Source organism: Flavobacterium aquatile LMG 4008 = ATCC 11947, assembly GCF_000757385.1.
Taxonomy (GTDB): domain Bacteria; phylum Bacteroidota; class Bacteroidia; order Flavobacteriales; family Flavobacteriaceae; genus Flavobacterium; species Flavobacterium aquatile.
In genome coordinates this window covers 200826-215163 of record NZ_JRHH01000001.1, presented here as the reverse complement: position 1 = coordinate 215163, position 14338 = coordinate 200826, and the positions used below count along the sequence as shown (strand labels likewise).

General features: G+C 31.5%; 10 protein-coding genes. 7 read left to right on the top strand and 3 right to left on the bottom strand.

Annotated elements, in window-relative coordinates:
* A complete protein-coding gene (locus tag LG45_RS00940; RefSeq protein ID WP_035123514.1) occupies positions 1–1185 on the bottom strand; it encodes a Pycsar system effector family protein in 1185 nt (394 codons plus the stop codon).
* A 25-nt stretch (positions 1186–1210) separates the two neighbouring features.
* On the opposite strand from LG45_RS00940, the gene LG45_RS00935 reads away from it, so the two are divergent.
* Positions 1211–4948, top strand: a complete 3738-nt coding sequence (locus LG45_RS00935; RefSeq protein WP_035123512.1) for a metallophosphoesterase — start codon at positions 1211–1213, stop codon at positions 4946–4948.
* On the opposite strand, the gene LG45_RS00930 is transcribed toward LG45_RS00935, so the two are convergent.
* On the bottom strand, positions 4931–5803 hold the full coding sequence (locus LG45_RS00930; RefSeq protein WP_035123510.1) for a hypothetical protein: 873 nt from the start codon (positions 5801–5803) through the stop codon (positions 4931–4933). The two genes, LG45_RS00935 and LG45_RS00930, sit on opposite strands and share 18 nt — an antisense overlap.
* A 44-nt stretch (positions 5804–5847) precedes the next feature.
* Positions 5848–9693, bottom strand: a complete 3846-nt coding sequence (locus LG45_RS15945; protein ID WP_052087432.1) for a DUF7619 domain-containing protein — start codon at positions 9691–9693, stop codon at positions 5848–5850.
* 448 nt (positions 9694–10141) lie between these two features.
* On the opposite strand from LG45_RS15945, the gene LG45_RS00920 reads away from it, so the two are divergent.
* From LG45_RS00920 to LG45_RS00900, 6 genes are all read left to right on the top strand, one after another.
* Positions 10142–10498, top strand: coding sequence for a helix-turn-helix domain-containing protein (locus LG45_RS00920; protein ID WP_035123508.1), 357 nt, complete (start codon positions 10142–10144; stop codon positions 10496–10498).
* A 116-nt stretch (positions 10499–10614) separates the two neighbouring features.
* A complete protein-coding gene (locus LG45_RS00915; protein ID WP_035123506.1) occupies positions 10615–11211 on the top strand; it encodes a hypothetical protein in 597 nt (198 codons plus the stop codon).
* Between the two features lie 183 nt (positions 11212–11394).
* Positions 11395–12282, top strand: coding sequence for an alpha/beta fold hydrolase (locus LG45_RS00910; protein WP_035123504.1), 888 nt, complete (start codon positions 11395–11397; stop codon positions 12280–12282).
* Between the two features lie 174 nt (positions 12283–12456).
* Positions 12457–13242: a hypothetical protein gene (locus LG45_RS00905; protein ID WP_052087431.1), complete on the top strand. Its 786-nt coding sequence runs from the start codon at positions 12457–12459 to the stop codon at positions 13240–13242.
* A gap of 228 nt (positions 13243–13470) precedes the next feature.
* On the top strand, positions 13471–13626 hold the full coding sequence (locus LG45_RS16410) for a hypothetical protein (RefSeq protein WP_165570782.1): 156 nt from the start codon (positions 13471–13473) through the stop codon (positions 13624–13626).
* A gap of 3 nt (positions 13627–13629) precedes the next feature.
* Complete coding sequence (locus LG45_RS00900; protein ID WP_035123503.1) at positions 13630–14166, top strand: GNAT family protein; 537 nt, start codon at positions 13630–13632, stop codon at positions 14164–14166.
* Positions 14167–14338 lie beyond the last annotated feature (172 nt).

Below are 14338 nucleotides of genomic sequence, written 5' to 3'. Positions count from 1 at the left end.
TTACGGATTAAATGATTTGAAAGCAATTACAAATGATATTACTGACACAATAATTCCTATCATAAAAATATTGTAAGTAATTCGTAATAATCGGTATTTTCGCTCTAGAACTAATCCTAGATAATACAAATCTTTAATCATAGAATTATGTAAATACTGTTTATCGTTTATCATTTCTTTCATTGCCCATTCAAACTCTTCGTACGGCATTTTAAAAAAATTACCAAAAAACAACAAGTTTACTTTTCTATCTTCAATATCTTTTCTAGTAAATTTTCCAGATGTAACTTTTGGTTTTGTAGATAAAATAGCAAAAATTATAGAAATTACACTAAATAATATCATCACAAAAGTTGGGCCAATAAGATGCACGTTACTTGGACTATCGAGTTTGGGAATCAATGTAGACAAGGCAATCGAGATGATAATTGCATTAACCGAAAGTAAAATATTGGCTTTACTATCAGCAATTTCACTCAATCGAATGTGATTTGTAAGCGTGATTTTAAACATGGTGTCAACACTCTTTTCAGCTCGTTCTTCCTTTGCTTTTTTCTTGCTTTCACTATCTATTATTTCGTTATTTCCCAAAGTGAGTTTGTTTATTTGTTTTACGATTTTTGAAATATTTTTTTCTTTCTTTGGTTGCCAATGTGACAAAGCATAAGACGAATAATAATTATGCTTATTTTTCAGCATATCTAAGTTGGAATTCAACCATTCTAAATCGGTAAAAACTTTCTTTTGTGTTATTTCCCATTCTTTGCGAAGTAATTCGCTATTTGAAATATATTCTTTTGAGGTAAAATGATAATAATCAGCATCTTTAATTATCATCTCGTTGCTAGTTTTTGGAATAAAATCCATTTTAGTAACCAAAATCAAATTGGAAACTTCCAAGATATAATTAGAATCATATCCTTGTTCAGAAAGAAATTTGCCAGCAATTTTTGCGCTTCTTTCTTCATGATCATTAGCACCTTCACAATAACCTGTATCGTGAAACCAAGCAGCTAAAAGAAGTACTTCTTTTTCTTTTGCATCACTCATCTGTGAATCTAGTGCTTCTTTTACTGCATTTACAACAGATAAAGTATGACTAAAATTATGGTACAAAAACGAATTAGAAAGTTTATCTTTGAGAAGTTTATAGACGAAATCTTCGGCTTGTTCTATGATATTCATAAGTTAATTTTTAAAACACTAAATTATGAAAATGTTTTGGGTAAATTCAATAAAATTAAAAAATATAATTTATGTTCAATTACTTGTTGTAGTTGTTTTATCCCAATCTTGTGCCACGCACAATCAACAATTTGGAAAAAACAACTCCTCACAATTCACCAAAAATGAGATAGACACTTCTTCAATAGAACATTCTTTTTACTTAATTGGTGACGCCGGAAATGCAGATGAACAAAATACACAATCTACACTTTCAATTTTAAATAACGACTTACAATCGGCTAATACTAATACTACCCTACTTTTTTTAGGCGATAACATTTACCCTAAAGGAATGCCAGCTAAAAAATCGGATTCAAACTATGCTGATGCCGAAATTAAAATCTCCAACCAATTAAAAGCAACCACTAATTTTAAAGGGAAAACAATTTTTATTCCTGGAAATCACGATTGGTATAATGGTTTGGATGGATTAGAAGCACAATCTAAATTTGTAACAACCTATCTAAACGATAAAAAAGCATTTTTACCTAGAAAGAATTGCGCCATTGAAGATGTTAAAATCAGTAAAAATATAGTTTTAATTACCATAGATAGCGAGTGGTTTCTTGAAGATTGGAACAAACATCCAAGAATAAATGATGATTGTGACATAAAAACTAAAGAAGATTTTTTTGTTGAATTAGAAGATATTTTAAACAAAAATCAAGACAAAATTAAAATCATTGCAACTCATCATCCGATACTAAGCAATGGAACCCATGGCGGACAAACTTCTTTAATAAAACAATTGTTTCCTCTAGAAATCAATTTTCCTTTACCTGTAATTGGTTCGTTTATCAATTTACTCCGCAAAACTTCTGGTGCAAATCCGCAAGACATTCAAAATAAACATTATACCATTTATAGTAAAAGAATTAAAGCGCTACTACAAGGCCAAGATAATGTCATTGTAGTTTCTGGCCACGACCATAATCTACAATATATTGACAAAGAAAACATTACACAGGTAATTAGTGGTTCTGGCTCAAAAACTGAAGCCGCAAAAGCAGTCAATAGAAACGATTTTTCGTATGGAAGAAACGGATATGTCACCATTGATGTTCTAAAAAATGGTGAGCAAATTTTATCTTTTTACGGAACTGACAAAGGCAAAAAAGAACTTATATGGCAAAAATCTATTAATAAAACGATAGAAAAACTTGAAGTTACTTACAAAAGTTCATTTCCGTCTAAAACAACGACATCGGTTTACACCAAAGAAATGACAACCAAAACATGGTTTCACAATTGGTTTTTAGGAAAACATTACAAAGATTATTACAGTTTGCCAATAGAAGCCAAAACGGTAACTTTAGACATGCTCTTTGGCGGATTACAACCTGTTCAAGCCGGTGGCGGACACCAATCAAACTCACTTCGATTGAAAGATAAGAATGGTAAAGAATATGTAATGCGTGCCATAAAGAAAAGTGCTTCACGATTTTTACAATCGGTTGCTTTTAAAGATCAATATGTAGAAAAAGAATTTAAAAACACCTACGCCGAAGATTTTTTATTGGACTTTTACACAACATCGCATCCTTACACGCCTTTTGCTGTAGGATTATTAGCAGATAAAATTGGCGTAAGTCACTCCAATCCAAAACTATATTACATACCAAAACATAAAGATCTAAAACTTTTCAATAATGATTTTGGCGACGAATTATATTTGGTAGAAGAACGACCTTCAGACAGTCAAAAAGATTTAGAATCTTTCGGAAAACCTGATGCAATTGTTGGGACCGATGATGTTTTAAAAAATCTAAATAGTGACGAAAAATATGCTATAGACGAAAAAGAATACATAAAAGCACGTCTTTTTGATATGCTTATTGGTGATTGGGACAGACATTCCGACCAATGGCGTTGGGGTGAATATAAAGTAAATGATAAAATTATTTACAAACCAATTCCGCGTGATAGAGATCAAGCTTTTACAAAATATGACGGTGCTTTTTTGGCAATAGCAATGAATATTCCCGATTTGCGTCACATGCAAACATTCAATCATAAAATAGCAAACGTAAAATGGTTTAATCGCGAACCTTATGCTTTAGACTTAGCCTTTTTGAAATCGTCAACGAAGCAAGATTGGATTGCTCAAGCCAAATTTATACAAGAAAATTTATCAAATGATGCCATTGCTGATGCTTTTAAACAACTGCCAATTGAAGTTCAAGACAAAACCATTGAAAGCATCAAGTATAAACTAAAAACTAGAAAATCAAATTTAGAAAAATATGCTTCGGCTTATTACAAAGTGCTTCAAAAAACCATTGTAATAGTAGGAACCAATAAAAAAGAGAAATTTATAATTTCAAAATTTACTCCGAAACAAATTGAAATTCAAACTATTAGACTTAAAAAATCTGGTGAAGAAATTATTTTAAAGAAAACTATTTTTGAAAATGAAACCAATGAAGTTTGGATTTATGGATTGGATGATGATGATGTTTATGAAGTAGTTGGTAGTGAAAAATCTAAGATAAAAATACGATTAATTGGCGGACAAAATCACGATAATTACAAAGTTGAAAATGGTAGAAACGTAATTATTTATGATTTTAAATCGAAGGAAAACACCTTTGAAATCGATGGTGCATCTAGAAAAGTCATTACCGATGATTATGATGTAAATTTATACAACTATAAAAAACCAAAGTTCAACGCTTGGACAGGTTTACCAGGAATTGGATTTAATCCAGATGATGAAATTAAAATTGGTGCTGTTATAAATTACACCGTAAACGGTTTTAAACAAAATCCATACACGCAAAAGCACAGTTTTAGAGCCAATTATTACTTTGCTACCAACGGTTTCGAAATTACATACGATGCTAAATTCCCTAAATTATTTGGCAAATGGGATTTCGAATTGGAATCACGATTTACAAGTCCAAATTTTGCTCAGAATTATTTTGGTTACGGAAACGAAACCGTAAACGATGATCGTGAATTTGGAATGGATTACAATAGAGTTCGAATTCAAATGTTCAAAGTTTCACCAATTTTGAGAAAACTAGGTCGATTTGGAAGTGAAATCATTATTCAACCTATATTGGAAAACATTGAAGTTGAAGAAACAAATGATCGATTTATAAACATCCCCAACAGCATTAATCCTAAAGTATTTGAATACCAACAATTTGCTGAAATAAAATTGCAATATGGTTATGAAAACTATGACAATAAATCCAATCCAACTATGGGAATGGGTTTTGCTATTGCTGGAAGCTGGAAAACCAATTTGACTCAAATTAAAAGAAACTTTCCAACATTGGAAGCAAAACTTAATTTCAATCACAAAATTGACGCCAACGGTCGTTTTGTTTTAGCCACATTATTAAAAGGAAAATCAATTTTAAACAATAATTTCGAGTTCTACCAAGGTGCTACTTTGGGCGGAGATACTGACTTGAGAGGATTTAGAAACGAACGCTTTCTAGGAAACCAATCGTTTTTTCAAAGTAGTGATTTACGTATTAGTGTTGGCAAAATTAAAGGAAGTTTAGTACCAATGAGTTACGGATTTATTGGCGGTTATGATTATGGTAGAGTTTGGCTAGATGGTGAAAAATCCAACAAATGGCATCAATCGGTTGGCGGCGGAATATGGCTGAACGGACTGAACGTTTTAACAGCAAGAATTACCTATTTTAAAAACTTAACTGATACCGACAAAGCGAGAGTCGCCTTTGGACTAGGGTTTGGGTTTTAAACTTGAAATAGTATATTCATATAAATTTCCACCAATTTTTTTGGTCTTTTCGTCTGCAATATAAAGCGTGTTGTTGTCTTTAAAACAAATAGCTTCCTTTTGAGAAAAATTATCTAATTGCAAAGCTGTTGCCTTTCCGTTAAGGAAATTATCATCGGTGAAATTTTCGAAAAGCCAAATTGCATCATGACTTAAAATCACTACTTTTTTCAGGTCTTGACTTATAGCTGCACTAGTAATTACGCACGTGTTGTATTCGCTACAGGTTTTAAATTTTCCAAGTAAAACCGCCTGGTGATTTCCGGGAGTATTCGGAATTTTATACACAAAAGTTGTCCCGTCAAAACCTTTACTTCTATTTTTTGTAAATAAATAAAAGTGATTGTTCATTTCAAAAAAACCTTCACAGTCGTAAAATAGCTCTTTCTTTTTGGGCGGAAAATCGGTTTGCTCTGGATAAGAAAACATGATTTTATACTCCGACTCTACTTCGGATTGTTCCAAATTTTTACTGCTTATTTTATAAATAGCTAAATCTTTTCGTTCGTTGTTATTGTTACCAAAATCGCCAATGTATAAATTTCCTTCGTTGTCTGAAGTGATGTCTTCCCAATCGATATTTTCTGCATTTGACACAGAAATGGTTTTAGAAACCGAACCTTTTTGATCAATACCATAAATTTCGTTAGGATTACCACTGTCTTGAATAGTCCAAATTAAATTAGAATTAGCAGTAGTTTTAATACCCGAAACTTCTTTAACTCTTTTAGGAAACGAAAAGAGCAACGTGTCTTTTTTAGTAGTTGATGAACACGAAACCAAACCCAATAACACGATATATTTTACTAATTTCATAGTTGCAAGCTTACATTAATCAACCAATAAATAATTGAACCTAATTATTGTTTTATTATTTTACTAGTTAGGATTCTGTTTTGAGTATAAATTTTAAGAATATAATTCCCTGATTGTAATCTATTTACATCTAGTTTATTGTCTAAAATTGAATTTGAACTTAAAATTCTTCCAGAAATATCATAAACCTCAACTTTGGAAATTTCCTCTAATGTTTTAAAATACAATACATCACTTACCGGATTTGGATAAACCGATACATATTCGCTTTCAAATTGGTCATTACTCAAAGGGTTTTGAATTAGTGTCACATAATTATTAGTTACAATTGGAAAATTATAATCGAAATAAATATTTACTTGATTACTAAAAGTATCGCCTTCAATTAACGTTGGTTTTGTCTTTATTTTAAAAGAAACATACCCATTGTTGGATCCATTGGCAAAAGGCAGATTTATATCTTCAAAGATAAATTCTACCTCATTTGTATTTGTAATTCTAGTATAAAAATTATGACTTCCACTAATTGGAACTAAAGTTGAAACATCAAATTTTGTGATATCGATTAAATCTTTAACCACAACATTTTCCGCATTAGCAGTTCCTGTATTTTGAAAACGAACCATATAATGTACATATTTCCCTATTGTACTAGTCGTTACAACTGGACCTTCTAAACAATTTTTATCGTTTGGATCGTATGCATTCACTGCAGCTTGATCTAAAATAGAAGTGTTATCACTAATGTTTTCATCGGTCAATCCGTTGATTTGCGCATTATAATTTAGAATTGTACCCGATACAACTGGCGGAGTTTCTGTTGGTGTATTTACATTTAAAGTTACCGTGATAGTTCTAGTTTCAAATGGCTGTAAATTGGTAAATGTCCAGTTTAATAAATTTGTAGTTTGACTTACTACAACAGGACTACTTGAAACAAAATCTAAAAGAGCATCGTTAAAGTTCAAATCTATTGTTCCAGATTGCACTTGATTTCCTTTGTTTTTATAAGTTAGTTTATAAACTGCATTAAAACCTGGCCTTGCAGGAACAAATGGTAAAAAAGTAATTTCTAAGTCATTGTGATTTCCGTTTGGAGAAATACAAAATGCTTGGTTTAACGGACTTGCCGTTGTTGGGAAATCAACATTTATTGAAGCTGGTGAAAAGGTGTAATACGTTGGATTTTCGAATGATGGTGTAATTGTATATTGCCCTTCTATCAAAGGTAATGAATAGGTTCCTGTAGTATTGGCAAAATATGTAGAAGTAACTCCTTGAGACAGTATATTTAAATTGATCATAGGAAATTGAATATCCGATGAATCGCAGCCGTTATTATTGGTGTCTAAAATACTATTTCCTTGAACAACATAATACGTTCCGCCTGGAGTAAAAGTGCAATAGGTTGTAAAAATTGTTGTTGCTAAATTCGAATTTAACGATTGTAATAGTGTTTTTTCTGCAGTAGTATCTACACAAATTTTGGCTATAGGATTGGACTCAAAAATTGCAAAGTTCGGATTTCCATTCTTTAAACTTATGTAAGGAATAGTTCCGTTTGATGTGTAATTAAATAATATATAATGTAATTCATTCAGCAATGGACAATTAGACAAGTCTAAATCGGCTAATTTATTATTGTTGTAATTAACATCCAATTTTGTGAGTTGCGGAAGATCTAACACAATAGGAATTTTATAAGCACTTGATGTAATGGTTGGTTGTAAATAATTACAAACCAATTCATTTAAAGACGGAAAATTGGTTAAAGTTAACGTGTTAAGCCTATTACTAGAACAATCTAAATAAGTTAAATTTGGTAAATTACTAAGTGTTAAATTAAGCAAATTAAATTTCGCAGTTAATGAGGTTAATTGTGGAAAATTTGTAAAATTTAAACTTGATATAGAAGTGCTCGCTATGAATGCAGTAGCATCAATAAAAAATGTTTGCAAAGTTGCATTTGTATTGCCTAGACTAAACGAATTAATATTAGTGCAATTTTGAATTTTAAGGTGTTTAAAATTAGGCAAATTATTGAACGCAAGTCCATTGATTGTTGACATCTCTTCAAAAAAAACAGTTTCTAATGATAAGTTTTCAAAAGAATACGATGGACCAATAATTGATTTTTTTAATTTTAAAGTGTTTAAGTTTGGAACATTAGAGAACACAAGATTTGATGTTACAATATTATCCAATTGAACATAATAAAGGCTTGGGAAATTATTTATTAAATAGTTCATAGAATTGGATTGATAAAAAGCACTAGATTCATCAACGGTTACAATCAGACTATATAAACTAGGAAGATTAGCTAGGTTTATTCCTCCTATATTTGGTCTACTTACTTTTATTGAATACAAGCTAGGAAAATTTTCTATGTTCAACATTGGTAGTAATGCTGCTGGCGAACCTGTTTGTACGTTGTAAATTAGGCTGTACAATTGTGGTAATGAACTTAGGTTTAATGATGTAAATTTTCTATTCTCAATCTCTAAATCGTGTAAACTATTTAAGTTAGTAACACTTAAATTGGCTAAATCCCAATCAAATAATTTTACAGTGTAAAGTGCTGGCAAATTATTTAATGTCAAACTAGATGTTGTAGCATTGCAGCTTGTGCCACTATTGCTGAAACTTTGTAATAATGGTAGTGAATCTATCACCAAAGTTCCGAGTTTAATTCTTTTAATTACCAATGAAGTTAAGTTGCTAAAATTTTGAATCGATAAATCAATACAATTTGAATTTGCTGAAGAATACACACTTCCTATTTCTAGCGTTTGTAATGCTGGCATTGAATTTACCGTTATCGATTGAAGAAGATCACCATCAGGGAATTTTAACGAGGTTAAATTTGGCATTGTGTCTACAGCAAAATGAACCACATTAAAACTTTGAATGTTAATGGTACTAATTTCAGGTGCATTGGTAATATGAAAACTATTTGCATGGATATTTATTGAATTTGGATCTCCAAAACCTGTATTTATAGCGGTAAAACCCAGATTATTTGACAAGACTAAATCACTTGCTGAATTTTGAAAAATTACAGCGTTTAACGATGGCAAATTAGCTAAAAGTAAATCATTTTGAATGGTGGCATGTACACGTAGATAATTTAGCGAAGGTAATTGCGACAAATTAATTTCTGGAACTAGTACTTGATATTGAAAAGTTAATGATTGAAGTGTTGGCAAATTGGTAACATTGATCACATTGTTCGAATAGGTCGAGAAAACTAAAGTGGTTAAAGGATTATTGGCGTATTGAAAATTTACTAAAGCAGGAAAATCAACTGTAAAACTTGTAAACTGATTATTACTAATGTTTAAATCGGTTAAATCATTATAATAACCACTGTTCTGAGTTATTGATGAAAAATTATTATTTGAAATATCTAAACTTGTAAGCGTTGTATATAAAAGATTGATCGCCGTGAGCTGATTGAAAGAACAATTAACCACATCTAAATTTACTAATTGCGTAAAATTTGGATATAAATTTAAACTTGTTAACGAATTATGAGAACAGTCTAAATATTCAAGACTTGTTATTGCGCTAAAACTAGTTGCCAAACTAAGCGTTGTAAGCAAATTATTATCACACAACAAAATTTTTAAAGTTGAAAAACTAGAAATACCAGTAAGACTAGAAATAGATTTATTGGAAACCTTTAATCTTTTAACGGCTTGCGCTTCTGTAAATTGAATCTGCCCATCATTGTTTAAATCGGCATCACTTTCATAAGTACCATTTAAATCGGCATCAACGCACAAGGAACTAATTAATGCATTTTTAAAATTAATATCAGGAATTGTAACCGTTTGCGCTGTACAACACAGTGTAAAAACAATAAATAAAAGTGATAATTTTACTCTCATAATTCAATTTATATTTAGTAAAGATTGACAAACCCAAGTCTAATCTGCCGAAAATCAATTGTCAAGCTAGATTTTTTTAATTAAAGTCAAATATAATACAATTCTACAAATGAGCAACTTGATAATTAATTCCTATTTAGCTATACTATATACACCCTAAATCAATAAAAAAGGTATTCTAATTGTGCTTTTTGGCTGTTTTAGTTTTCAAATAACAAGTTTAGGTCGTCAGATAACAAGTTTGGGTTATCATATAGCAATAATTGGTTGTCAGATAGCAAGTATGGATTGTCAGATAGCAAGTATGGGTTGTCATATAGCAATTATAGGTTGCTAAATAACAATTTTGTACTGCCAAATAACAATTATAGGTTGTTAAATAACAATTTTGGGTTGTCAAACGACAATTTTCGTATATTTGACTATTGTATCATTAAATTAGGCCATTATGTTTGTACTACAAGTGAAAGAAATGTTCCTTCAAAAAGGAATTTTGAGACCTTATTTTCAGTTATTAAAGATGGGAATCCCGAGAACGCGTGCCCAAAAAATACTTAACGGCACCCAAAAGACAATTGACCTTGCCGACCTCTACAAGTTTTGCACCTACTTAAACTGCACACCTAAGGAATTACTAGCCATAGAACTGCCCAAAGACAGCACCAGTCTAGACAACACACCGCTAAAAGAATGGGTAAAGCAAACCGACATAAACTTGATAAAAGAGTTAATAGAAATGACACCCAACGAACTCCAGCGCATGAAAGAATTTGTAAAGGAACTGCGCAAGGAAGATAATATTTAATATATTTGGAAAGAAATAGAATAGCCAATTTATGGCACAAAGCCACCTACTAAAAGGTAGATATGTGTGATTTATGGCTTATATATACAAGTTAGCTGACATTTTTAACCGTAACCATGAAAACTTATCTTTTCTCCGACGAAGAATTATTCCATTTAAAATATATCAAGGACAATTCACCAATCCGCATTTGGTTCGAAAATATTTGCTATGTCTTTGAATATGGAAGCTTTCACTTTTTACTAGAAATTAAACTTGCCGAAAAAATAAATCTTTCTCAATCTTCAAAAAGCAAAGAAGAAGATACTATTCAGACTCAATATGCTATGAAGACACAAATTATCTTTAAAGATGAAAAGTTTGTTGCTCAATCGGGAAGCGAATTATTGGTTGAAAATGAGGAAATATCAGAAATAGAAATGGTTAAGACAAAATTATATTTTACTGAAGTAAGAGAAATCAAAAAAAATCTCTTTGAATCAGAGAGCTCCCAAATAAATCCAACTGAAGATTTACCTACAGAGATTAATATTAAAATAGAAAAAGTAATAATGGCCGACGTTGGGATAATTGTGAAGTTTGAAAGTAAAAAGATATTAAACCTTTTCATAAATGAAAATGAAGACGACTTCCAATCTACGAATCTTCTTTATCAAGAAGGTAATTTTTATGCAGAGTTAAAGTCAAAATATCAGTTTATTGCGCTTAGTTAAAACGTCAGCTAACAGTCGTTTGGCAAGATTGCGAATTTTGTAGTAAATTCACGTTTACATTTCGCATGAAATTTTATCTTTAACAGAAAATAATCGGTTCCGAACTTCGCAACCTCGCCAAGCGCCGGAACGTTGGCAGTCATTGTGAAGAACGACAAGACAAACAAAAAAAGGACAACATAAATGAGAGGTATAATTACAATTTTCGGTTTGACGCTTTTCACTTTAACAGCGTGTAACGAAGACAAAACAGAAACTAAAAGAATGGAAGTAGCAACGACAAATGAACTGACTTTTGACAGCGGATATTCCGAAGTGAACGGACTGAAAATGTATTATGAGATTTACGGACAAGGCCAACCGCTTGTCCTCATTCACGGTGGTGGTTCGACAATTCAGTCCAACTTTGAAAAAATTATTCCATTATTCGCAAAAAACAGAAAGGTAGTTGCGGTTGAACTTCAAGCACACGGACGGACAAGCGACCGAAACGCAGACTTAACGTTTGAACAAGATGCGGACGATATTGCAACACTTCTGAAAAACTTAAACATTGACAAAGCGGATTTTTTCGGGTTTAGCAATGGCGGGACAACCACTTTGCAAATCGCCATTAGACACCCTGAAATTGTAAATAAAATTGTCTTGGGTTCTGCCCTTGCTAAACGAAGCGGAGTTCCCGAATGGTTTTGGGGTTTTATGGAACAAGCGAAATTGGAAAATATGCCCGAACAACTGAAAACGGCATACAAACAAGTTGCAACAGATACAAGTGGTTTACAGGTAATGCACGACCGAGATGCAAAGCGAATGGTGAATTTCAAAGATATTCCAGATGAGCAGATAAAGTCCATTAAGGCATCGACATTAATCATCATTGGCGACAAAGACATTATTACACTAGAACACGCCATTGAATTGCACAGACAAATTGAAAACTCTGAACTGGCAATAATCCCAGGTGGACACGGAGAATATATTGGAGAAATCACAACATTAAAATCTGACACGAAAGAAAGTGAATTTGTTGTGCCAATGATTGAAAAGTTTTTGAACAAACCGAAAGAATAAACAACGAACTGCCAACAATGGCTATAAGTAATTGCTTGTTCTCACCTACCTCTGAAAATCCTCGCGGATTTTCAGTTTGGTGTGTACTTGCACAGTTAATCGCTAACCCACGCAACTACTCATAGCCGAGACCGTTGTGAGCAATACTATCGGACGAAAGTGATAAAATAAATTATGAGTTTTGACAAACCTTTTCACAGAAATTATCGACCAGTAAAAGCTGGCCCCAATTCAGGATATAGTAGTTGGGCGTATATTGTTGACCGCAGTTATTCCGAAAATCCTGAATATTACACGAGAGCTTTTTCAATAATTCAAGAAGATGTCATTAAACTATTTGAATATGTTGAACCTTCCGATATTAATAATGCGACTTATTCGTTTAGAATTCACGAATTATTAATTAGAATTTGTATTGAAGTTGAAGCCAACTTCAAAGCTATTCTAAGAGAAAATATTTTTGATCCAAAAGATAAATTTGGGAAACTTCGTTCTGAAAAAAATTGGAAAATTGACGATTTTAAAATTGTGAATAAAACACACCATTTAGATGATTACGGGATTGAATTACCGTTTTGGAAAGGACAATTAAATATAAGAAAGCCATTTGAAGCGTGGAAAAATAATCTTCCATTATCATGGTATCAAGCATATAACCAATCTAAACATGATAGAGTTCATAGTTTTGATAAGGCAAATTTTGGTAATTTAATTGATGCATACTCAGGATTATGCGTTATTCTTTCTTCACAATTTAGAACTGAAGATTTTATGCCTGGCGGTCAAAGTTTAGGAGTAAATACAGATTCCTACTTTGGTGGCGGTTTTGGAATTGGAAATTACTTAATTGTAGATTTTCCGGACGATTGGAAAGACGAAGAATTATATAATTTTGATTGGTCAAAACTAAAAACAGAAACAGAAAGGTTCGCAAAAATTGATTATAACAATTTAATATAAGTACTGCTCACAACAGCGGTTTGCAGAAATTGCGAGAATTTTGCAAAATTGACAAATTTCTTTCGCAGGAAATTCTATCTTAGTAGAAAAAAAACGGTCACGAAGTTCGCAACTTCTGCAAGCCGCCAAACGTTATGTGAAATTATTATTTAGAACGCATAAAAATGAAAATGGTCCAAAATTTGTATATTTGCAAAGAAAATTATATTTTTACTAAAATTATTAATTATGGCAACAACAATTAAAATTACTCCGGTTGTAAAAGGTAAAGAATCTAAAAAATTCAATGCTGTCATATCTACTAGTAAAACAAATAAAATTTCTGAAGCTAAAAAAGACAAAATTTTTACTCTAGTAGGTAAAGTGCTTGCGAAAAAAGCATAGTAAATGGATTTATCAGATTTTGCATTTTTATCATTAACTCATGATGAAGTTTTAGATAACTTTGATTGTGAAGACAAGGAAATAAATGAATTCTTTCTTGAAGATTCTAAAAATTTTCAAAACGAAAAAATCACTAACACATATTTATTCAAAGAAGGCAATGTAATAGTTGCCTTTTTTTCTATATCGAACGATTGCTTAAATGATTTAGGTTACGAGAATTCCATTTGGAATAAGTTGCATAGAAAAATTAAACTGCCAAATGAAAAGAGGATTCGACAATATCCAGCTGTTAAAATTGCAAGGTTAGGTATCGATAAAAATTACCAAGGAAATAAGTTGTCCCATCAATTATTAGATTTCATAAAGGGCTGGACATTTATTGAACACAAACCTGCTTGTAGATTATTGATATTAGATGCTTATAATCAACCTAAACAAATAGCAATGTATCAAAAAAACGACTTCATATTTATTTTAAATTCTGACGAAGAAGAAAAGCATAGATTTATGTATTTTGACTTGATAAGATTAGAATAATAACTTCACATAACAGCCGTTTCTCGCAATTGCGAATTTTGTAGTAAATTCTCGTTTACATTTCGCAAGAATTTTTATCTTTAACAGAAAATAATCGTTCACGCAGCCGCTACTGCGCCAAGCACCGGAACGTTAGCAGATATTCATAGCAATAAGGAAGTATATATAACAA

What these genes read in the sequence shown, in the direction of transcription:
- LG45_RS00940 (WP_035123514.1), bottom strand. Translation starts at nt 1,185, where the DNA reads ATGAATATCATAGAACAAGCCGAAGATTTCGTCTATAAACTTCTCAAA.
- LG45_RS00935 (WP_035123512.1), top strand. Translation starts at nt 1,211, where the DNA reads ATGAAAATGTTTTGGGTAAATTCAATAAAATTAAAAAATATAATTTAT.
- LG45_RS00930 (WP_035123510.1), bottom strand. Translation starts at nt 5,803, where the DNA reads ATGAAATTAGTAAAATATATCGTGTTATTGGGTTTGGTTTCGTGTTCA.
- LG45_RS15945 (WP_052087432.1), bottom strand. Translation starts at nt 9,693, where the DNA reads ATGAGAGTAAAATTATCACTTTTATTTATTGTTTTTACACTGTGTTGT.
- LG45_RS00920 (WP_035123508.1), top strand. Translation starts at nt 10,142, where the DNA reads ATGTTTGTACTACAAGTGAAAGAAATGTTCCTTCAAAAAGGAATTTTG.
- LG45_RS00915 (WP_035123506.1), top strand. Translation starts at nt 10,615, where the DNA reads ATGAAAACTTATCTTTTCTCCGACGAAGAATTATTCCATTTAAAATAT.
- LG45_RS00910 (WP_035123504.1), top strand. Translation starts at nt 11,395, where the DNA reads ATGAGAGGTATAATTACAATTTTCGGTTTGACGCTTTTCACTTTAACA.
- LG45_RS00905 (WP_052087431.1), top strand. Translation starts at nt 12,457, where the DNA reads ATGAGTTTTGACAAACCTTTTCACAGAAATTATCGACCAGTAAAAGCT.
- LG45_RS16410 (WP_165570782.1), top strand. Translation starts at nt 13,471, where the DNA reads ATGGCAACAACAATTAAAATTACTCCGGTTGTAAAAGGTAAAGAATCT.
- LG45_RS00900 (WP_035123503.1), top strand. Translation starts at nt 13,630, where the DNA reads ATGGATTTATCAGATTTTGCATTTTTATCATTAACTCATGATGAAGTT.